The organism is Citrobacter amalonaticus, assembly GCF_018323885.1.
In the GTDB taxonomy this organism is placed as follows: Bacteria; Pseudomonadota; Gammaproteobacteria; order Enterobacterales; family Enterobacteriaceae; genus Citrobacter_A; species Citrobacter_A amalonaticus.
This window is the reverse complement of sequence record NZ_AP024585.1, coordinates 758,207-779,099: the sequence shown is the minus strand read 5'-3', so window position 1 is coordinate 779,099 and position 20,893 is coordinate 758,207. Positions and strand designations below refer to the sequence as shown.

The window sequence follows — 20,893 nt, the reverse complement described above, 5'->3', positions numbered from 1 at the left end:
GTTCTTAGCTCCTTATCGCCCACAGCTGGATACCCAGATCCGGAAAAGTACCGGAGATATGCAGCGCCAGCGCTCCGGCTTTCACAACGTCCTGCCAGGCGGCAGCGCCTTTATCCAGCTCGAAATAAACAAAACCGTCGTGATACGGTAACTGGCGCGGGGCTGCGGTGCGGGGCGTCAGTGGAACACCCGGCACCTGGACGCTGACCATATCGCGGATTTTGTTGGTAGCCGCGATTTTTGACTGCTGGGTAAACTGATGAATAAGCTGGCTGTGCGGCATCCGCGCGCGTACCGCCAGAATGAAAGTTCCGGAGCGTAACAGTGTAGGATCATTGACCGTGGCGACATAAAACCCGTCGGAGAAGACGAGCGGCAGATTCTGAGCGCGTGGCATCAACACGGTATTGAGCGCCCGGCGCAGTTCCGGGATCACTGTATTAAATGAATGCGTCAGATCGCGGTGGTTGTAAACTTCCACCGAACAGGGCAGCCGATTGTCTTCTGTAAAGGTCATCAGCTCACCCAATAGCCGGACAAGATCCAGATAAAACGCTTCCGGATGCAGGGTATGCAGGTGTGAGCGGTGGGTGAAATGCATCTGATTGCGGTTAAGCATCTGCAGCATCATAAACTCAGCCACATCCGCGATACCGCTCTGCTCCGGGGAACCAATACGCTTTGCCAGTTCGCTGGCGCGGTTGCTGATAAGCCCCTGCACATCACCGGCAAACCCGCTCAGTTCCGGGCTAACGCGGATAGCCTGGCAGGTCGGGATAAAGCTTTCATCCAGCACCAGCGCACCATTGGCCTGCTGGCTGAGAATGCGACACAGCGGCAACGTGACCATCGCACTGAGATCGTCCGCGCCGCTGACGATTTTCGCCGCCAGTTGCCCCAGAACAATTTGTTGCACGTCGCCATCATCGGAGTGTAAATCACGGACATCGGCGCGGGCCAGACGGTAACGTTCCGTTCCCTGCCCGGCACTTTGGCGGCCTTCAATTTCACAGGTGATATCACTGATAACGGGCAATGCCAGATAGATGTCCTGGCTTCCGGACCGGGAAAGATCGCGCGGTTGATACGGTTCGGGGAGCTGATCCTGCTCCGGAATGTTGAACACTGTACCATCCGGCATACAACCCGCCGCATTGTTCAGCATGAGTTTTCCCTGGGCAAGCAACTCGGTATTGATCGACAGCGAGGTGAATCCCCAGGCAAAATCAGCCTGTGCACTAATACGCTGGTTCAGCAAATATTCCTGATTGCGCTGCTGTTGCTGGAAGTGCTGCGGCAGGGCAAACAATCCCTCCTGCCAGATCACTTTATTTTTCATGTTCGCCATCGTCAGTCGTCCTCTTTTTTCATTTCAATACTTCCCTGTCGTACATGTACCAGCAGGCGGTAGCTGTGGCCGGTACCTTCTACCGGTTCGATTTGTTTCCACTCGGTAGCCTGGTCATCGGAGAAATAAGCTACAACACCAATAAACTGCGTCTTTTCATCCATCTTCACTGGCGGCAGTGTTTTTAGGGTGTCCGGTAGCAGGTTAAAATCCTGGTGGTCGATATAGTTCTTGCCCAACACATCCGGCAACGGTGTACTGGCCACCGTGTCATAATCAGCAGCCTGTAATTTTGAGTCATCGCTCATATAAATCAGCTGTACGTCGACTGCCGCAGCCTCACCATCCGCATTGGTATTGGTGTCAGGCTCGGTCAACAGCGTGACTGTCACTTCTGAGGGTTGCTCCGCAGGCTTTCCAACCTGAATGTCCGGATTCTTAATCACCTGGCCGAGCTTTTTCACCGTTTCGCAGCCTGTCAGGGTGAGACTGAAAAGCACCATCACCATCCAGGTACGAAAAAAGCGTCCTGTCATGCTTCCGGCTCCCGCTGTTTCTCACGTAATACCCGGTCATACACCTGGGCATAAACCTCATTAAACAGCATCTCAAAACCCTGCTGACGATCGGACGCCAGCTCGTCGTAATAGTGGCTGTACATCTGCCAGGCGCCAGCATCGTCCAGTGGCTGGCGCAGTTCATGACTGCGGCGATACTGTACAAAACGACGCATCAAGCTCTGTGGCGAGAAAGCATCCAGTAATACGCGCAGCGATTCGACAATCGCTGCGCGGTTTGCTTCTTCATGGTGCCGGACATTACGCAGGCTCTCGCCAACTGCGGCAGGCGCCGCCAGATGCACCGGGCTTTTACCCTCCGCAAACATCACATCGAGGGCGGCGGTGTAATCCATGTTCAGGCGTAACGGGTTATCCTCCAGCGGGCGCAAATGTTTATCGGAAAGGCTGTTGCGACGCTGTTGTAGATCGAGTAAACCCCTGATGGCCGCCTGCAACGTCCGACCCGCCTCCTCAAGAAAATCATCCGCATCCTGTGAATTACGTACAGAAAGCGAGCTACCCAGTCCACGTAACAGCGGGGTGACGGCAAGATGAAGCTGGGCTGTATCCACCGGGGAGGCGACATCGCCATGACGGGTCTGGGGATCGGGATAGACTGGCGGCAGATCCATAAACGGTTTGTCGATCGCCCCATCCTTTACGGGCTCAGAAGACCGGACAGGCACAATCCCGGGAACCGCATCGCCCACCACCGTCAGCCTTTCCGCCTGGAGAGCCTGGAGCGGATCAGCTGAAAAGCTGTTGACGACAGTATCGGCAAGCTGGTGCATCCGGGGCATTCCCGGATATGCGGGCTGGCCGTCCGTCGTCAGTAGCGCGTCCGACAGGTGGTCGCGGTTGGTAACAATGGTTTCAGGCGCCGCCATCTGCTCACCGTAACTGACCAGCTTTCCTTCATGGATAAATACCTTCAGAGCCAGCGCCCCCAGAACGATTTCATCCCCTTGTCTCAGACGTACCAGTCCGGCCCCCGTAGACACAGGAGCAAGGTTAATCATGAGTCCAGACGCCAGGCTACGCAGGCAAAATGCGCCATCATGTTGCACCACCTGGCAGGCACGATCGGCCACAGAGCCTGCCCGGTCCTGTAACGGCCAGTGGCATGCAGATGCGCTGCCAATAACCCCGCCGTCAGCAGTAAACAAACATTTTGCAGCGCGTCCGCTCTCCAGCTCATTGCCGTTCATCACCTGTAGTGTCAGTGACAGTGCGCGCGACTGCGTTTTTTCCTCAGTCATATGCGGTTCCATAAAATTAATCCCTGATGTGGAGAGTGACGGATGGCGGTGCCTTCGGCAGACCGATAAACGCCGTGCGTCCGATACAGGATCGGGAGCGGTCGCCCAGTCGCATTCCCTTCGCCTGATCCGGTGCAAGCGAGAGCTGGAGATCCCATGCAAATTGATCGCGCAGCAAAAAGGAGACAAACATGATCAGTGCCTGATGGTTTTCACCTTCCGGTAAAAAGGAGAGGTAGCGTGCCATTGTGAGATTACCGATCCGCAGCAGAAATTTTCCGCTGCGATCCGGCACTCTGGCGCCGAGGGTAAAATTAACGCCAATCACCGAGCGCCCCGGCACATACCCGGCAGTTTTACGTTTGGGATTGCGCACGCCCAGCCGGTTCTGCTGTGCGGGCTCCACCGCCACCTTACGCAACTGCCAGTTTTCAATGCTGACATCCGCCAAATCAAAGCAATGGCTGACCAGGTTGCTCACCACGTCCGGCGAGCGACCGGGAGTGGCCAGTATCCCGGCATAAGCCAGCATCTTGCTGTGGTTGATCGCGAGCCTGTCACGCACACTCGGGTTCCCCAACCCGACCAGCGCGTACATCCGTTGTGAGAACGAATCGGTTCCTCCGTTACGAAAACAGATGTAATAGCGGTACTTACGCCAGGCATGGTAAGCAAACTGCGTCCAGCGATGGCTAAACAGATCGAGGAATGCGTTCAGCCCCTCTTCATTCTGCGCGGATTCGTGCGCCATCCGGTCCAGATAGTAGCCAGGCAACGGCGATTGGCTGCCAGAAAACCCGAGAAATTTTGTCGTCAGGGTAAACTGACCGGAGTCACTGCGCTCGAGCGTGCTCAGGTCACTGACCGGAAAGGCAATACTGGCGTCGGATTTAAACAACACCACTTCCTGCTCTGGTTCGGTACGTAACGAAGGCTCACGGTCTGCGCCGCCATATCGGCGGTACAGCGATTCCATGAGGACAAAAAAATTCATCCCGCGCACATCCGGAAGAGGTGACATTTCCCTTACATCAGGGCGTGCTGGCCAGTGTGTTGCCATTCCCAGGACTCCTGACTTTCCGTGTTAATAATTTTGAGGCAGTGAAATGAGTTAATGCTGGCGTATAACGCAAAAAAGCATGACAGCACGGTGCCCAACAGATAGATCTCACCTTCACAGATAAAAGGGGCGGGGTTAATCCAAAGTGTGGTGGACAGACCCCGAACCGGTACGCCTTTAAACAGACGGTCAACCGGACGAGACTCCATTTTTTCGATGGCATCCAACTTTTGAGAAGAAAGCCGGGCTTGCTGTGGATGATGAACCCCTGGCAAATCGAATGTGCGCAGCACCTGGATCAACGCCTCTCTGTCCAGCAACGAAAGGTAATTCAGGTTCATGCAGGAGATCAGTGACCAGTGCATATCGCCATCCGTCACCGGATAAAGCGGACGAGTTGGACGCGTGACGTTGCTAAAAGAAGCCACCGCCGGATTTTTATTGACAGGGACACTGATATCACCAGTATGCAGCGAGGCGGGCAACATCCGGTTGGTACACACCAGCGAGGCGGTAAAAACTTCGCCATTCAGTCGGGAAGGGTCAGGCTGACTGCCATCCGCGTGCACGAAGGCAATAGAATGATCCAGACCATGGTGAAACAGTGAGGTTTTAGTACGGTGGTGCCAGTAAACAACTTCACGCTGCCGACTGTACTCAATCTGATGCTGAAACCCTTCGAATTCGGGCCAAAGACGAAACGTTTTACCCTGACTTACTGTTGGTAGCTTACTGGACACAGATTTTACCCGAAAGATGTCATAACATTCCGGGCTTTGCTGGCTAGCGCACAACGGATACTGAGGCACACTGCCATCTGGCCTGACGGGCTCAGAATGGTAAGTAAACAGGTTTACCGCTGGCGTGCAGTAAGGGCGGAGTGAATTCTTTCGCAGTTTGATATCTACAGGTAATGGCAGATTAAAATGCAAACGCAGTGTAAACGCGGCGACTGGGAAATCTGCTGGTAGCGATATGGCTCCCTGCAAATGAAAGAAGAAAAAGCTCTCCGGGTAGCAAAAATACTCCTGAAGTACGCGGTAGCCGCTATGGACGTTTTTCGGCCACGGTAGCAGTGCATCCTCCCGTTCAAAACCGGCCGACTTCAGCCACATTTCCGGCAATGACACGCAATGCTCTCCGGCAACCAGTTCCGCATCCATCAATCGCTCACTGAACCACAGATAGAGCTGATAGCGGGTATAATCATCCTCATTCCCCAGCCAGAAAGTGAGCTTATTCAGATCCAGTTCGCCGGGAGAGACATTTCCTTCCGTAAAAAAATCAATCTCAATTATGCCCTCTTTGAGAGTACTGGCATTACGGACATCCTGGACCGAAAGAGGTTGCAACCAAACATCACGCGCCAGAGTAAAATGGCAGGCGGGTTGTATAACCTTATTATCTTCATCGCTCAGCGCACCATTGGTAGAAATCTGGGTACTGCTCCCCGTCAGCGTTTTTATCAGTTCATCGCGGCAGACCAGGACGGGCGATTTCAGTTCCTTACCGGGCTGATATTCAATTACCGACATGGCCGGAATCGGACGCAGATAATTCGGCCACAGCATGTTGATCAGACTATGCGTGAATTCAGGAAACTCATCCTCAAGTTTCTGCCGCAAGCCACCGGAAAGGAAAGCAAATGCCTCCATCAGACGTTCCACATCCGGATCACCCTCTTTCCCGGTCAGAAACCGGGCCAGATAAGGTTTTTTCTCCGCCAGCAGCTTGCCAAGCTGACGCAGATAATCCAGTTCTTCGCGGTAGAAACGTTCTTCAAAGGCCATCAGGTTTACTCCACGCACCAGTGCTGGTGGTTATCCAGCAGAATGTCAAACTCCAGAACATCCTGCCTGTCGCTGAAATTCATATATGCCACGATGTGAAAACGCAGTTCCAGCGGCACGTGGATATCCTCTACGGAGGTTTTCACCAGTACATCTGAAATACGGGGTTCGTAACGCAGGATGCAATTTTTTATCGCCTGAACAATCCACTCCCGGATGTTCTGGTGATCAGGGGACTCATCATTAAAATCCGCAATCCCAAGATCCGGTGAGCCATAACAGCTATCAGAACGGGTGTTAAGGATATTGCGCAGGTTATCGCGTACAGAATGCAACAGCGCCGCCTTTGGACGCTGGCGTGAGGACGGTTTGGTCGCCTCTCCTATGCGCTCAAACAGACTCCCCCCGGACACCCGTTCCGTAATCATGATCACTCCCTGTCCAGACGTCCGACTAAGGACAATTCAAACGATGCCCCCATATACTTGAAATGAGGACGGACGCTCAGAGCAACCTGATACCAGCCTGGCTCGCCTTCCACATCGGAGACTTCAATCTTCGCCTGGCGTAATGGCTTACGACTGCGGACTTCAGAAGGTGGGTTTTCCTGGTCGGCAACATACTGGCGAATCCAGGTATTCAGTTCACGCTCCAGATCTCCTCTTTCTTTCCAGGAGCCAAGCTGTTCGCGTTGCAGCACTTTGATGTAATGTGCCAGCCTGTTGATAATAAAAAGGTAAGGGAGCTGCGTACCGAGTTTGTAGTTGGTTTCAGCCTCTTTACCTTCTGGTGTATTCGGGAAAACTTTCGGTTTTTGCACCGAATTGGCAGAAAAGAAAGCTGCGTTATCAGAGCCTTTACGCATCGTCAGGGTGATAAAACCCTGCTCTGCCAGCTCATATTCTCGCCTGTCGGTAATGAGAATTTCTGTCGGAACTTTGGCCTGTAGCTGGCCCATTGCCTCATATAAATGCACAGGCAGGTCTTTGACCGCGCCGCCACTTTGCGGACCGACAATATTCGGGCACCAGCGGGTTGACATGAAACTTTCAGCCATATTGGCCGCCAGAAGAAATGCCGTGTTTCCCCACAGATAATGCTCGTGATTTTTGCTGACATCTTCATGATAGTTAAAACTTTTCACCGGATTTTCATCAGGTGCATAAGGGTGACGCAGCAGGAAGCGTGGTGCCGTCAGGCCCAGATTGCGGGCATCTTCTGATTCACGCAGTGAACGCCATTTTGTGTAAGCGGGTCCTTCGAAAATGGCGGCGACGTCTTTAATGCCGGGAAGTTCGGTAAACGAATCCAACCCAAAAAACTCCGGAGAAACTGAAGACAGGAATGGACTGTGAGCCATTGCGCTAACCGCGCTGATATATTTCAGCAGCTTCATATCTGCGGTGGTGTTATCGAAAGTGTAGTTACCAATTACGGCGGCGACAGGTTCTCCACCAAACTGTCCGAAACCGCTGGAATAAACATGCCGGTAAAATCCTGACTGAGTGATTTCTGGGGCAAATTCAAAGTCATCCAGCAGCTCCTCTTTGGTGGCGTGCATGATATGAATTTTTATGTTTTCACGCGGATCGGCATGGTCAACCAGTAGCTTCAGTGAGCGCAGGAATGACTCCAGCTCCTGAAACTCCGGGGCATGGAGAATGAGATCCATCTGGCGTCCCATACGCGCATCAATATCGGCAATCATGCCGTTAACCGCGAGGATATCGACAGATTCAGCTTCATCATCCCCCTGCAACAGCGCAGTGATAAAAGCGGTTACCCCCTGACGGGCAATATCGTAGCTTTCTGATTCCGGTTTGAACCGGGTCTGCGCCATGATTTCATCCAGGAGACCGGACGCGGCAGCCGGCGCAGTGGAAACGGATACTTCCGGTAATGTAATGTCTGACATACTGAAATCCTTGTACAAGTTATTTCCGACCTGCGATGCCCAGTTCCGCAATCAGTTGCTCACGGCTCGTTTCGTCATCAAGCAATGCTTTTAGCTGCGCACGGAAAGCCGGGATGTTTCCCATCGGCCCCCTAAGCGCAACCAGTGCTTCACGCAGTTCCAACATTTTGCGCATCTCCGGCACCTGGGCGGCAATATTGTCTGGTGAGAGATCGGCCAGTGATTTCACCTTCAGGTTGATATTCATGCTTGCGTCAGGCGTCTCACTGAGAGCAGAAGGAACCGAGAAATCGCGCCCAATACCCGCCTGCTCAAGTACGGCGTTAAAAGTATTACGACTGATAGCAACCGGTTGACGCTCATCAAGGGGAGTCTCGTCAGCGCCTCCCGTCAGGTTGCCCGTGACCAGCAAATTAAGTGGCAGTTCCACTTCGGCGGTCTGATTTCCTGTTTTTGGCTGAAATTTGATATTTACGCGTTCTTTAGGCGCAATACTGCCGCCACTGTCACTCTTTCTGCTGCTCATAATAATAGTCCATCAAGTTATCGTTCGTGCCATGAACTCAGCATGTTCGGTACCGCAATAGAAATATACTAACAATGCCGTTCTGGTGGCGGTAAAATAGATTTGAAGACCCTGCTTGATTTTTATTTTACGCTCAGAAAAAAATTTGAAAAGCACTTTTTCTTCGAACAAAAGAGAGGTATTCTGCAGAAAACCAGCGGATATCACACTAAAAAGTAAACCCATAGAATCCCAGCAAAACAACAAGTTATAATAAACAAAAGCAGCAAACACATAAAGACAACATATAATGAATGACTATGTTTTACCGCAAAAACATTCAACCCAATGTTAATTAAAGGATTGCTGATGGATGATTGAAGGAGCGCTAATTAAGATAAACTCAAAAACAGAATTTAACAGGCAATGAATATAATATTATTCATGATTAATTTATTACGCACGCCATGCAAGTCGCAAAATTATATAACTAAAATTAAATACATATTTAATTTGCATAGATGGAATTAAAGAGACTCATTTTCTGGCTCTTGCTATTTATTCACAGGAAAACTGATTACAGACAAATTCAGCGGTCACGATAATAGGCCGTATTGCTATCGACCTGTCAGGGATTAATGACAGGCCATCGTAAGTAGTAGTTGAACAAAACCACAAGGAGTTTACAAATGCCTACACCCTGTTACATTTCAATGACAGGCCAGACCCAGGGAAACATCACCGCAGGCGCATTCACTGCCCCTTCCGTCGGTAATATTTACGTTCAGGGTCACGAAGACGAAATGCTGGTTCAGGAATTCAGTCATAACGTTACCGTGCCGACTGACCCGCAGTCAGGCCAGCCTTCCGGCCAGCGCGCCCATAAGCCGTTCATTTTTACCGTCGCGCTGAACAAAGCCGTTCCGTTGCTCTATAACGCGCTGGCTTCAGGAGAAATGTTGCCTACCACCGAATTGCACTGGTGGCGTACCTCTGTTGAGGGTAAGCAGGAGCACTTCTTCACTACCCGCCTGACCGATTCCACTATCGTGGATATTGACTGCCACATGCCACACTGCCAGGACGGTGAAAAGCGCGAATTCACCCAACTGGTAAAAGTCTCCCTGGCCTACCGCAAAATCGAGTGGGAACACGTTAAGTCGGGCACTTCTGGTGCAGATGACTGGCGCGCACCGCTGGAAGCATAAGTTAAGTCAACAGCATCTGCCCCATACGGGTCGGGTGCTGTTTTTGTATTACGCCGCATACAGAAAGGCTGTCAGTAAGGAGTTACGTTTTCACGGGAGATGGCGGACGCCGGAGACTTCGGCGGTAGCGTGCCTGAACGCGAGCGTAACGCTGTACTGTCACAGCCGATTTACTATCTGGTTTTGTTTTTTCCTGAATATCAGCGAGGTTAATATGTCGTTAAAAGGGCTGCGTTTTACGTTGGACGTGGACGGGCAGTTGCCAGGAACATTCGCAGTGGTCAACTTCCGGCTGATACAGAATTTATCATTTCCTTTTATAATGGATGTGGATGTCGCCAGCGAGGAGTTTGGCCTCAGGGTAGACAATCTTCTGGAGAAAAAAGCCACGCTGGCCATCTGGCAGGGACCAAAAGCGTTGCGTTATGTCACCGGCGTGGTGGCCAGCTTCGGGATGAAAGAGAACAACCGCTGGCAAATGCTATACCGTCTTCGTATCCAGCCACCTCTGTGGCGCTGCGCCCTACGCCAGAACTTCCGTATCTTCCAGCAGCAGGATATCCAGACCATTTCGACCACTCTACTGGATGAAAACGGCGTGACCAACTGGACGCCCTCCTTTAATGCCGACCACCCTCCCCGCGAATTCTGTGTGCAGTATGGTGAAACCGATCTGGAATTTCTGTCCCGCCTGTGGGCGGAGGAAGGAATTTTCTTTTACGACAAACTAGCCCAGAACAACCTGGATCAGAAACTGACGCTATGTGATGATGTGGCCGGATTGTCCCCCATAAAAGAAGCCATCACCTTCAACCCAAACACCACTACGGAAGTGACCACTGAATGCATTAGCGCGTTTCATTATGAAGCGAGTGTTCGTCCCTCCTCGGTACTGAGCAAAGATTACACCTTCAAAACCCCCGGCTGGGAAGGTAAGTTTAACCAGCAGGGCGAGAATCTGAACAGTCAGTTCACACAGTATGAAATCTACGACTATCCGGGGCGTTTTAAGGACGAACAACACGGACTGGATTTTACCCGCTACCAGATGGACGGTTTGCGTAACGATGCGGAAAGAGCCAGCGGTTCAAGCAATTCCCCGAAATTATGTCCGGGCGTCCGTTTTACACTAAAAAACCACCCACAGAAAACGTTGAACCAAGAATGGCAGGTGGTAAACAGCCTACTGACAGGCACGCAACCTCAGGCAATGCATGGCAGCCAAGGGCTGGGAACTACTCTGATTAACCAGTTTGCCACTATCCCGGCCGACCGTACCTGGCGTTCACGTCCTTTACCCAAACCCAAAGTAGATGGCCCGCAAAGCGCTATTGTCACCGGCCCGGCAGGAGAAGAAATCTTCTGCGATGAACATGGGCGGGTACGGGTGAAGTTCCACTGGGACAGGTACAACCAGAAAGATGAGAACAGTTCCTGCTGGGTACGTGTTTCTCAGGCATGGGCCGGAACCGGATTTGGTAATCTGGCGATACCGCGTATAAACCAGGAAGTTATTGTCGATTTTCTTAACGGCGACCCGGACCAGCCCATCATCATGGGGCGTACCTATCACCAGGATAACCGCTCCCCCGGCGGCCTGCCCGGCACAAAAACCCAGATGACCATTCGCTCCAAAACCTACAAAGGCAATGGTTTTAACGAACTGCGTTTTGAAGATGCCACCGCAAAAGAACAAATCTACATGCATGCTCAGAAGGACATGATAACTGAGGTGCTGCACGACAAGACTACAACCGTTGATCACGACCATAACGAGACAGTGAAGAATAACCAGACGGTCACGGTCGTTGTTGGCCAGACCGTTAAGGTGGGCACCAAGAAAGAAGGTGGACACGATCAGAAAACCACGGTGGCAAACGATCAGGAAACGACAGTCCTGAATGATCAAAAACTGCATGTCGTCCATGACCGCCATAAAAATGTCGACAACGACCAGACCACCACGGTTACAGGGTTTGACACCGAAACCGTGGTGAAAGATCAGAAAGTCAACGTTAAGCAAAGCTATACGCTCGATGTAACCAAAGAAACGAAGATCATTTCAGGTGAACTTATCGAACTGACCTGCGGTGCCAGTACCATCAAATTGGAGAAAAGCGGGACGATAACTATCACCGGAAAGCAGTTTGATTTTAAAGCCAGCGGCCCGGTCAATATTAAAGGCAAGAAGATCGATCTTAACTAACACAAGGGATGTGGAATGATACAGGTTGAGAATCACACGCCATTTCCCGTTATGGCGTTTGAAAAGCATGGGCGTCTTGGTTACATCTTTGATGTTATTGCATTCAGAATGACATTTCGCCTGAAAAACGGTTATTACGCCGATCTGGCTGATGAGCAGGCTGCGCTGATCACGGCAGATGAATATTACGGAGAGCCGGAAACAAGCAGCCTGAAGTCTGAAACCGATTTGGTTGTCTATAAGCGAAATACCGACATTCACGTGATCGGTAGCGCCAGCGCGCTGGGTGGCTCAGGGACGCAATGGATGGCAGGTATTCGTGTTGGGGATTTTTCAAAGCGTCTCATGCTGTCCGGCCCACGATGCTGGCGCTATGAAAATCATCGCTGGCGGCTGGGACAGGCAGAAAGCGTTGATTCTGTCCCTTTACGCTATGAACTGGCCTACGGCGGTGTCTGGTCTACAGGCGACGGACCGGAGGATAAGCAAACTTTTTCCGCGAATCCGTCAGGATGTGGTTACTATCCCACTATCCAGCATCTTGATATCACACAAGAATACCGCGCCCCCCAATTGACACGATTTTCTCAAGATGATGAGAATAACAGTCATCATATTGACACAATCTGTACCCCGCAGGGGACAGGGCCTATGTCACGCTGGTGGCAGAACCGCCTTCAGTATGCCGGAACCTACGATGATCACTGGCGTGAAAACTGCCGCCCTTTTTTTCCTAATGATTTCAGTGAGCTTTTTTACAACAGCGCCCACCCTGAGCTGATATACCCAGCTCATTTATCAGGTAATGAACCTATTGTACTTGAAGGGCTCCTGCCAGAATCCAGCCGGGTGGTGACAGGGTTGCCTGGTTACCAGCCGGTTTGTGTTCTGACAGATATCAATAATCACCTCCATACCCGACTTCCTGTCGCAGACACCTTAACAATAAATCTGGATGAACGTTTGATCTACCTTACCTGGAGGTTAACGGTGCCTGTTGCGCTGCAAATGCAGGAAGCGGTGCTGGGCTGTCTTGTCCCCCCCCAGACGAAAGGAGCTTGTCATGGCAGATAAACATATTGCAGATGGTGAAAGTGCATTCCTGGCTGTAAATAGCTCACCGGATGCCTGCCAGGTCGGTGATGTTGTTGTACCTTTCGATAGCTTCCAGCTTCTGAGTAACAAAAAGCAGTACAGCGAAACGGTATGGGCGCGGGGTTTTTCGGTTCTGAATGTAGGTTCCGTGATTGCCGGTACGCAGAGTAATGCCGGGAAGGGAGTGATCTCAGGGACATCACTCAGCAGTGGTGATTGTACGGTGCTCAGCGGCAGCCCGACTGTATCCGTGGAAGGGAAGGCTGTAGCCCTGCATGGCTCAATGGTCGGAATGAACAATATGAACTGCCAGGGGACGCTGCTGACAAAGCAAGCACCGCCTAATATGGCAGTTAAGGATAATGCCCAGCCCTGTAATAATCCGCCGGTTTCTTCGCCACGCCTTGAGGAACTGATGAAATCCCGCCAGGAGGTCAGCAATAGTCTGTTGGAATCACTGCGGGAATCTCTTGATTTTAGCAAGGGAATAAATTCAGCAGATGAATGGGCGAAAGAGCAAATAGATAAATTACGTCCAGTCCCTCTGGTGAGTGGCTCCGGGCAAATGATCTATGACATGGAAACAGGCGCAGAAATACCAGTAGAGATCTATAACGCTCAGAACGAAATAAATGCAGGGGTCGTGCGGGGGGTACTGGGTTTTGGCCGTAGTATGGTGTCCGGTATAGCCTCTCTGGGAAACATGCTAGACCAGCATTTTCTGGAAGATCCCCGGGTAAAGCCGCTGGATATGAATATCTTGATGGAAAATATCCGTCTTGGAAATGTCTGTCTTGAGGGTATTGAGAAACAGATCAGTGATACCTGGGGTGGTATTAAAGATAAAACCAGTAAAGCATGGGATGACTTTCAGAATGCTTCTGCCGGGGATAAAGCGGAGATGGCGACACGAGCACTGGCTGAAATAGCAACATTGCTGTTGCCAGTGTCGAAAGTTGGGCTAGCGAGTAAACCTGGTGCGGCGGCTGATGTGATCGACACAGCCAGAACGACAGAATTCGTGAAAGCTGCTGATGCCGCAAATGATGCAAAGACAGCCTTAGGGACTGCGAATGATCTCGAGAAAACCGCAGATGCCAGCAAAACTGCATCATCCCTGAATAAAACCGACGATGCACTCAGTGAAGCAAAAAATGATGGCCTATACGTTGAAAAAAACGGAACCCCCATAGAAAACAATCAATCCAGCAGTGCCGACAGCACTCTTTGTTCCCAACCTGGAGATCCGGTAGACGCCGGGAGCGGTGATTTTCTCCAGCAGCACAGCGTACTCTCTCTGCCTGGCTCCCTGCCCCTGACGCTGACTCGCTTTTATCGCTCGCAGGCAAAAAAAACCGGGCTTCTGGGGCCAAAATGGACCGATGAATGGTCCAGCATGCTGACGGTGCATGGCAATGAAATGCATTTTACTAACCATGAAGGTGTGGACTTATATTACCGCATCCCGCAGAACGGTATTTTCCGCAATACAGTAAACACCCGCCAGGCGTATTACAGGTTGTCGGGGGATATACGTGATGAACTGACCATTTTCGATCGCCGTTCACAACACTCGCAGGTTTTTTCTTTAACAGATAACGGTACTTACCTGTTATCAGCAATCCATGATCGTTATGGCAACCGGGCTGATTTTCTCCGCACGGATGGCCTGTTGACGGGCATCCATCACAGCGATGGTTATACGCTCTCACTAGTCTGGCAGCAGCGGCAGCTGATGAGTATTGACCTCGTGACGCCACAGCGTCATCGCCTCGTCACCTGTCACTACGATAAAAACGGGTATCTGGCGGAGTGCGATTCCTTCCAGTTTGCACATTTATGGCATGAATATACCGCTGAAGGATGGATGACCCGCTGGCGGGACACCGATAAAACCTGTGTGGATATCGTCTATGACACGCAGGGGCGCGCGGTTAGCACCCTGTCAACAGAAGGCTACTTTGATGACCGGTTTATTTATAACGATGAAGAGAAATGTACCACCTATCTGGATGGCGAAGGTGGCGAAACCCGTTACTGGTACAACGAAGATGGTCTGGTCACGCTCAGTATTGATCCGCTGGGCAGAGCGGAAAAGACCCTCTGGAATAACACCCGCCTTCTCTCCCGCACCGATGCGCTGGGGCGCACCACGGAATATGACTACAACAGCGAAGGTGAAATAAGCCGTGTATCCCTGCCGGGCGGCTACAGTCTGTCTTATGACTATAACGAGTCCGGGCAGTTAATCCGGCTGACCACACCCGGTGACCAGCTGTGGCAGTGGGAGTACGACGATAAAGGCAGCATGGTCTGCCTGACCGACCCGCAGGGGCGCAAGCAGCAGTTCAGCTACAGCGAACAGGGTGATTTGCTGGCGCGGATTATGCCGGGCGGGGCCACCTGGCGCTGGAGCCACGATGCGCTGCACCAGGTCCATGAAGCTGTTGCGCCGGATGGCGGCGTGACGCAGACCGGACAGGATTTTCTCGGTCGTCTGTTAAGCGTCAAAGACCCGCTGGGATTCACCACGCAGTTCCGCCACAGTAAAAATCACGCCGGACCACGGGGCAGCGTGGAGGAAATCAGCCGCCCGGACGGTGTCCGCGAGCTGATGCGCCAGAACAGCGAAAAGCTGCCGGAGAGCTTCACCGATGGCGAAGGGAAAACCACCCGTTACGAATACGGTGCCTTTGACCTGCTGAGCGCCGTCATCCGCCCGGACGGCCAGCGGCTGGAATGCCGTTACGATAAACTCACCCGCCTGACCGAAATCATCAACGCTGAAGGTGAAAGCTACCGGCTGACATATGACAGGGCCGGGCAGCTTATCGCCGAAACCGATTTTACCGGGCGCACACTGCGCTACGAATACGATGCCGCAGGGCGCTGTATCCGCACCAGCTTCCCGGACGGCACGCACCTGCACCGCCGCTATAACGTGACCGACCAGGTGACGGATGAAGATGTCACGCAGGGTGACAGTGACCGTATTCTCAGCACCACCACCTTCCGCTATGACACGCTGTGCCGCCTGGTGGAGGCGAAAAACAATGATGCCACCGTCACCTGTGAATACGATGATGCCGGCCGGATAACCGCCGAAACCATTAACGGCAGACGCACGGAATACCGCCACGACGATAAACTGGATACGGTGGCGCAACGTACCACCGGCGAAATAACCGAGCAGTTCACCCGTAACCTGATGGGGTATCTGACGTCATGGCAGATAGCAGACCACGCACCACTGCTGTTTGAGCACGACCTGCGCGGTCAGGAGACATCCAGACGAAGCGAAGCCGGTTTTTACCAGCGACTTGGCTACACGCAGACCGGGATGCTGACCACGCAGCGGGCCGGGAGCCAGGCAGAGCCACAGGCCAGGAACAAAGACCTGCAACGCCAGTGGCTGTATGACAAAGCCTACAATCTGTCGATGATATCGGACTCGCAGCGCGGGACGATGGTCAACAGCATGACGGCGAATGACCAGATAAGCCATGCCACCTGGACGGGCAGCGGCAGTACCCTGATGCGCGAGGAGCGCTTCACTTACGACAGCAACCTCAACATCACCCGCCGCCAGACGTGGGTGAACGCGGTGATGGAGAGTGAGGCATACCAGCATCAACAGCATCAACAGCATCAACAGCATCAACAGCATCAACAGCATGGCAGGGTGACGTCACGGGAAAATAAAGAATGGCGACACTCAACGCAGCGGATTAACCCGGACACCGGCAGACCGGAGGAAGGGAAATTTGTCCGGGTGGTCAGTGCGCACGGCATCACCTGGAAATACGATGTTAACGGTCACCTCGTGGAAAAGCTTGTCGACAAAGGCGGCTACCGCCCTCTCCTCTGGCGCTACCGCTGGGATGCGCGAAGCCAGCTGACCGGGCTGGAAACACCGGAAGGCGAACGCTGGGAATACAGATACGACCCGTTCGGCAGGCGCATCAACAAACGCTGTACCAACCGGGACAAGCCCGGCATGGATTTTCACTGGAATGGCGACCAGTTGACCGAAGAAATTCCGGTTAACACCGATGGCACTCCGGACGACGAAAACGCGATTCGCTGGATATATGAGCCGGGAAGTTTTACGCCACTGGCACGTTATGAAAAGGGACAACTGCACTACGCGGTGACGGATACGGTGGGCCGCATTCAGGAACTCCTGACCGAAGACGGCGAAATCGTCTGGCGGGGTAAGCAGCCGTTATGGGGCCGGGAGGAAAGCCGGAACAAGGAAGATGCCCCTTCCTGCCACCTGCGTTTTCCGGGGCAGTATGAGGATGCCGAATCAGTGCTGTACTACAACCGTTTCCGGTACTATGATTGTGATACGGGACAGTATCTTTGCGCGGACCCCATAGGACTACGTGGGGGGATAAACAATTACGCGTATGTACCTAATCCGCTTGGTTATATTGATCCGCTAGGACTATGTAAAACAGACATAAAGAACGATGGCCCATTATTACCTGATTCAGCATGGCATAAAAATGCTCCTAATCAGGTCACTCCCGGCACAAAAGAATTGGAACATTTCAAATTCAATCCTAAAACAGGTGAGTTAGAATATTCTACCGTCAGGTATGACCAATATGGTAGACAGATAGAGCGAGTTGATTACACTAGTCATGGATATGGTAATCCATCAGCTCCAGACTATCACTCCAATCCTCATACACATAATTATGAATATGGTCCGGGATATAGTCCAAAAGGAAAGGAAACCAGAACTAATACAGGTGGTAACTAGCATGGAATTTGATGAAATCAATAGAATTCTTATAGATAACAATATATTGAATGCAATGCATATAGATATTGATCCTATTTCATTTAAATATAATTTATTGCTTTCATTAAGTGATGATGAAAGTTCAAGTGATAAAATATCCCTTTATTTTTATGATGTTAGTAGTATCAAAACGAAAGATATAGGTGGCGGGTTAACACAGTTCATGCATCTAAAAATATCAATGGTTGATATTTTTAATGATCGTAATAAATATATAATAGAAGATGTTGAGGATGAAAAAATATCATTCGAATTTAATGCTGTTGATTTTCTTGGATAAATAAAACATATGGCCGAGAAGATACGTAATTTCTTCCCGGCCCTTATTATTTAATCCCCGTTCACCACATTATTTACCCCCGCCTTAATATGCTTCATCGACTTTTTCACCTGATAAAGCTCCTTCCGTAGATCTCTCACTTCGTCTGTCTCCACAATCAGAGTCAAACACCCCTCGGAGATCTTCACGGTCACGCTCGCCCCGGTATCAAATCCCGCTTCTGCCAGCCAGTCACCCTTGAGATGCAGACTGGGAATGCGTGAGTAATAGGTGGTCATGTGAGTTTTACTGCATGTTGCTCTGCCCATTCAGCAAGTACAAGTGAGATAAATTCCGGACCATTATCCATGCGTAGCATGACCGGATAGCCGCGATCCTGTCGAGTACCCGGACGACGCGCAGAGCTGGCAGATTCAGATCGATTTCAATCGACAACGCCTCACGGTTAAAATCATCAACGACATTGAACGTGCGAAAACGACGGCCACAGACCAGGGCATCATGCATAAAATCGACAGACCAGCTCTGGTTCAGCGCTTCCGGTGTGGCCAGTGGCGAGGGATTACGTACTGGCAACCGTTGTTTGCCTTTACGGCGAAAATTCAGTTTCAGCAGACAATAAATACGATGGATCCTTTTGTGATTCCACGGGTATCCCTGCCGCCGCAGAACCTGGAAAAGTTTTGGAAAACCGTACCGTGGGTATCGCTCTGCCATTGCCTGCAACGTGACAATAATGGGCTCGTCACGCGTGATATCCGCACGGTAATGGTAAACCGTTCTGCTCAGGTTAAGACTCCGGCAGGCCTGACGGATACTGAGTCCAGATGTCATTATCAGATGAGTGACCAGCTCACGCTTAAAGGCTGGTTTTAAAGCTTTTTTTCGATAACGTCTTTCAGCGCCCGGTTCTCAAGGCTCAGGTCGGCAAACATCTGTTTGAGACGCCGATTCTCGTCCTCAAGTTCCTTGATCTTTTTAATATCAGAAGCCTCCATGCCGCCGTATCTGGACTTCCAGTTGTAGTAGGTGGCTTCAGATATACCGGCCTCCCGGCAGACATCCTTAACAGTTCGTCCGGCTTCAACCGATTTAATGACGGCAATGATCTGATGCTCAGTAAAACGGGCTTTACGCATAGCGATCTCCTTTGTTGGCAGATTGATTATGCCGGAGGATCTCTAAATGTGAATGGCACGATTATGCGGGATACTTACAGTATAAACTTGTAATGGGTGATGGTTCACGTAGTGGGCCATCACCCTGTTAGAAATATTTTTATTTTTTCATGCGCGAGAATATTTGTTTATCGATCAATGAGTCTCACTTGCCGGACTTCATAAACGAACTCTGGTTCATTTATATATTGTATAGCTATATCCCAAAGTGGATTAGTCCTGTCATTTAGGTTTTCCGCAAGTACCTTGATTTCTTCCGGCGCGTCGTCTCGGAAATATCCTTTTTTATCTTTGTTCTTATCATAACTGACTCCTGTTATCTCGAACTTTAATGGCTTTACGCGCTTAGATTTTTGTTGCTCTATGTCTTTGTGCGCGGTTTCCCATGTTAAGGCGCGAACCATCAAGTAATAGCTATGCTCATCAAACCTGCTATTTATGATGTATGAAGATTTCGGTGGATATTGTGGGTGAATTTTCCTCTTGTATAGCCCACCCGTGACAAACTTGAAGTGCAGATCGTCTGATGACATCTCATAGCGTCGACAGTTAGATATGTCTATCCAATATCCTTTTGATTGAGCCAAATTTTTTTTCACAAAGAGGATTGCACAGGCTTCCTCGGTATGAGCATATTCGCGGTATCTTTTAAGGAGTAAGTTATCCATGTGTGAGCCAACCTCGAAGTATTCATATTGCATAAATTTTAGTGTCTTTGAGACTATATAACATATGCACACATCTTCTTGTCAAGATAATAAATATTAATTTTTACAGATCTAGTTTTACTTTATTTCTTATTAGTACCATAACCATAACGTATCTTTAGACTATAAAGATAGCCTCACTGAATAACATTTACAACCAAATAACACACAATATCTGATATGGCTTTTAGTCACTTGACAAAAACTTTAAATGTATTATTGATTTATTAATGAGCATAAATATAAAAATAAAGCTCCTGTTTTGATAGCCGCCAAACAATTACAAAAAGGAGCACTAAAGGAAGGTAAAATGTTGTTTGAAGATAATATCTTTAATATGGAAAACTATAAAAGTCAAATACAAAAATACGCATTATGCTGCGATGACTTCAATGATGGTGTATATAGAAACCTAAAAGAAAGGGCGTTATTAAAAAATATATAGGGTTTAATAACAGATGGTTTGTGAATGGTTTTGTTTTCGACATAGACCATGATAATGGCGCAATCGTCTGGGATCTTGTAGGCTTACCGAAGCCTGACACGATAATACAGAGTACAAAAAATGGTCATGCGCATTTGCTCTATGCCTTAAAAAAGTCCAGTTCTAAAAACTGACTCGACAAGAATAAAACCGTTAAAGCTGGCATCAATTGTTCAATGTGGGTTTACAGAAAGATTAGATGCTGACAGAGCGTATGCAGATATTTTAATGAAAATCCTTTAAATACTAAAGAATGGCATACAACGTGGACAGATACTACGGCATATGACTTAAGCTATTTAGCTGATTTTGTTCATGATACTGTTAAGATAAAATTCTCAGAAAAAGCAAGTATAAAACTGAATGGAAAAATGTTTGCATTAAAGCGGACACAATCAGATAAAACCACATCTACTTTCAAAAACAATGATATTTCGATTACGACGATACAATCTTCATTACAAAAATCAAATATGGAAGAAGAA

Annotated in this window: 17 protein-coding genes and 1 pseudogene; 7 read left to right on the top strand and 11 right to left on the bottom strand. The window is 50.1% G+C overall.

Going from position 1 to position 20,893, the window contains the following annotated elements:
* Nucleotides 1-4 precede the first annotated feature (4 nt).
* Genes tssK through tssB form a run of 8 tightly spaced genes read right to left on the bottom strand, consistent with a single transcriptional unit; the run spans nucleotide 5 to nucleotide 8,458 of the window.
* The gene (tssK, locus tag KI228_RS03815; RefSeq protein WP_044263946.1) at nucleotides 5-1,348 is read right to left on the bottom strand and encodes a type VI secretion system baseplate subunit TssK; all 1,344 of its coding nucleotides are present in this window, start codon (nucleotides 1,346-1,348) and stop codon (nucleotides 5-7) included.
* 2 nt (nucleotides 1,349-1,350) lie between these two features.
* Nucleotides 1,351-1,857 carry a type VI secretion system lipoprotein TssJ gene (gene tssJ / locus KI228_RS03810; protein ID WP_090049169.1) on the bottom strand — a complete coding sequence of 169 codons (507 nt, stop codon included), beginning with the start codon at nucleotides 1,855-1,857 and terminating at the stop codon, nucleotides 1,351-1,353.
* 23 nt (nucleotides 1,858-1,880) lie between these two features.
* The gene (tagH, locus tag KI228_RS03805; RefSeq protein WP_192575746.1) at nucleotides 1,881-3,167 is read right to left on the bottom strand and encodes a type VI secretion system-associated FHA domain protein TagH; all 1,287 of its coding nucleotides are present in this window, start codon (nucleotides 3,165-3,167) and stop codon (nucleotides 1,881-1,883) included.
* Nucleotides 3,168-3,183: 16 nt separating this feature from the next.
* Nucleotides 3,184-4,227 carry a type VI secretion system baseplate subunit TssG gene (gene tssG / locus KI228_RS03800; protein WP_061070577.1) on the bottom strand — a complete coding sequence of 348 codons (1,044 nt, stop codon included), beginning with the start codon at nucleotides 4,225-4,227 and terminating at the stop codon, nucleotides 3,184-3,186.
* Nucleotides 4,194-6,017: a type VI secretion system baseplate subunit TssF gene (gene tssF, locus KI228_RS03795; RefSeq protein WP_141227386.1), complete on the bottom strand. Its 1,824-nt coding sequence runs from the start codon at nucleotides 6,015-6,017 to the stop codon at nucleotides 4,194-4,196. The genes tssG and tssF overlap by 34 nt, the downstream gene beginning before the upstream one ends.
* A 5-nt stretch (nucleotides 6,018-6,022) precedes the next feature.
* Entirely contained in the window at nucleotides 6,023-6,445 is a 423-nt protein-coding gene (gene tssE / locus KI228_RS03790) for a type VI secretion system baseplate subunit TssE (protein WP_061070579.1), read from the bottom strand.
* 2 nt (nucleotides 6,446-6,447) lie between these two features.
* Nucleotides 6,448-7,932, bottom strand: coding sequence for a type VI secretion system contractile sheath large subunit (tssC, locus tag KI228_RS03785; RefSeq protein WP_090049034.1), 1,485 nt, complete (start codon nucleotides 7,930-7,932; stop codon nucleotides 6,448-6,450).
* Between the two features lie 19 nt (nucleotides 7,933-7,951).
* Complete coding sequence (tssB, locus tag KI228_RS03780; RefSeq protein WP_042998125.1) at nucleotides 7,952-8,458, bottom strand: type VI secretion system contractile sheath small subunit; 507 nt, start codon at nucleotides 8,456-8,458, stop codon at nucleotides 7,952-7,954.
* Nucleotides 8,459-9,126: 668 nt separating this feature from the next.
* Between tssB and KI228_RS03775 the strand changes: the two genes are divergently transcribed.
* The 5 genes from KI228_RS03775 (at nucleotide 9,127) to KI228_RS03755 (ending at nucleotide 18,039) form a co-directional block, all read left to right on the top strand.
* Nucleotides 9,127-9,645 (top strand): Hcp family type VI secretion system effector, encoded by a 519-nt coding sequence (locus KI228_RS03775; RefSeq protein ID WP_042998127.1) that lies wholly within the window; start codon nucleotides 9,127-9,129, stop codon nucleotides 9,643-9,645.
* A gap of 214 nt (nucleotides 9,646-9,859) precedes the next feature.
* Nucleotides 9,860-11,851, top strand: coding sequence for a type VI secretion system Vgr family protein (locus tag KI228_RS03770; RefSeq protein WP_061070581.1), 1,992 nt, complete (start codon nucleotides 9,860-9,862; stop codon nucleotides 11,849-11,851).
* 15 nt (nucleotides 11,852-11,866) lie between these two features.
* The gene (locus KI228_RS03765) at nucleotides 11,867-12,925 is read left to right on the top strand and encodes a DUF2169 family type VI secretion system accessory protein (protein ID WP_061070582.1); all 1,059 of its coding nucleotides are present in this window, start codon (nucleotides 11,867-11,869) and stop codon (nucleotides 12,923-12,925) included.
* Nucleotides 12,915-17,717, top strand: coding sequence for an RHS repeat-associated core domain-containing protein (locus KI228_RS03760; protein ID WP_224267568.1), 4,803 nt, complete (start codon nucleotides 12,915-12,917; stop codon nucleotides 17,715-17,717). Before KI228_RS03765 ends, KI228_RS03760 begins: the two co-directional genes overlap by 11 nt.
* Before the next feature lies 1 nt (nucleotide 17,718).
* On the top strand, nucleotides 17,719-18,039 hold the full coding sequence (locus KI228_RS03755) for a hypothetical protein (protein ID WP_061070583.1): 321 nt from the start codon (nucleotides 17,719-17,721) through the stop codon (nucleotides 18,037-18,039).
* Nucleotides 18,040-18,089: 50 nt separating this feature from the next.
* On the opposite strand, the gene KI228_RS03750 is transcribed toward KI228_RS03755, so the two are convergent.
* From KI228_RS03750 to KI228_RS03740, 3 genes and pseudogenes are all read right to left on the bottom strand, one after another.
* Nucleotides 18,090-18,347, bottom strand: a complete 258-nt coding sequence (locus KI228_RS03750; protein ID WP_224267567.1) for a SymE family type I addiction module toxin — start codon at nucleotides 18,345-18,347, stop codon at nucleotides 18,090-18,092.
* Nucleotides 18,320-19,178: pseudogene (locus tag KI228_RS03745) on the bottom strand (IS3 family transposase); the annotation flags it as partial. The gene KI228_RS03750 and the pseudogene KI228_RS03745, both read right to left, overlap by 28 nt.
* Before the next feature lie 167 nt (nucleotides 19,179-19,345).
* Nucleotides 19,346-19,885: a hypothetical protein gene (locus KI228_RS03740; protein ID WP_044255706.1), complete on the bottom strand. Its 540-nt coding sequence runs from the start codon at nucleotides 19,883-19,885 to the stop codon at nucleotides 19,346-19,348.
* Nucleotides 19,886-20,389: 504 nt separating this feature from the next.
* On the opposite strand from KI228_RS03740, the gene KI228_RS24265 reads away from it, so the two are divergent.
* Both KI228_RS24265 and KI228_RS24670 read left to right on the top strand, forming a co-directional pair.
* Nucleotides 20,390-20,542 (top strand): replication initiation protein, encoded by a 153-nt coding sequence (locus tag KI228_RS24265; RefSeq protein WP_231912847.1) that lies wholly within the window; start codon nucleotides 20,390-20,392, stop codon nucleotides 20,540-20,542.
* Nucleotides 20,543-20,552: 10 nt separating this feature from the next.
* A complete protein-coding gene (locus tag KI228_RS24670) occupies nucleotides 20,553-20,651 on the top strand; it encodes a hypothetical protein (protein ID WP_317987699.1) in 99 nt (32 codons plus the stop codon).
* Nucleotides 20,652-20,893 lie beyond the last annotated feature (242 nt).

Coding starts and splice junctions, on each gene's coding strand:
- tssK (WP_044263946.1), bottom strand. CDS start 1,348: ATGGCGAACATGAAAAATAAAGTGATCTGGCAGGAGGGATTGTTTGCC.
- tssJ (WP_090049169.1), bottom strand. CDS start 1,857: ATGGTGATGGTGCTTTTCAGTCTCACCCTGACAGGCTGCGAAACGGTG.
- tagH (WP_192575746.1), bottom strand. CDS start 3,167: ATGACTGAGGAAAAAACGCAGTCGCGCGCACTGTCACTGACACTACAG.
- tssG (WP_061070577.1), bottom strand. CDS start 4,227: ATGGCAACACACTGGCCAGCACGCCCTGATGTAAGGGAAATGTCACCT.
- tssF (WP_141227386.1), bottom strand. CDS start 6,017: ATGGCCTTTGAAGAACGTTTCTACCGCGAAGAACTGGATTATCTGCGT.
- tssE (WP_061070579.1), bottom strand. CDS start 6,445: ATGATTACGGAACGGGTGTCCGGGGGGAGTCTGTTTGAGCGCATAGGA.
- tssC (WP_090049034.1), bottom strand. CDS start 7,932: ATGTCAGACATTACATTACCGGAAGTATCCGTTTCCACTGCGCCGGCT.
- tssB (WP_042998125.1), bottom strand. CDS start 8,458: ATGAGCAGCAGAAAGAGTGACAGTGGCGGCAGTATTGCGCCTAAAGAA.
- KI228_RS03775 (WP_042998127.1), top strand. CDS start 9,127: ATGCCTACACCCTGTTACATTTCAATGACAGGCCAGACCCAGGGAAAC.
- KI228_RS03770 (WP_061070581.1), top strand. CDS start 9,860: ATGTCGTTAAAAGGGCTGCGTTTTACGTTGGACGTGGACGGGCAGTTG.
- KI228_RS03765 (WP_061070582.1), top strand. CDS start 11,867: ATGATACAGGTTGAGAATCACACGCCATTTCCCGTTATGGCGTTTGAA.
- KI228_RS03760 (WP_224267568.1), top strand. CDS start 12,915: ATGGCAGATAAACATATTGCAGATGGTGAAAGTGCATTCCTGGCTGTA.
- KI228_RS03755 (WP_061070583.1), top strand. CDS start 17,719: ATGGAATTTGATGAAATCAATAGAATTCTTATAGATAACAATATATTG.
- KI228_RS03750 (WP_224267567.1), bottom strand. CDS start 18,347: ATGGGCAGAGCAACATGCAGTAAAACTCACATGACCACCTATTACTCA.
- KI228_RS03740 (WP_044255706.1), bottom strand. CDS start 19,885: ATGGATAACTTACTCCTTAAAAGATACCGCGAATATGCTCATACCGAG.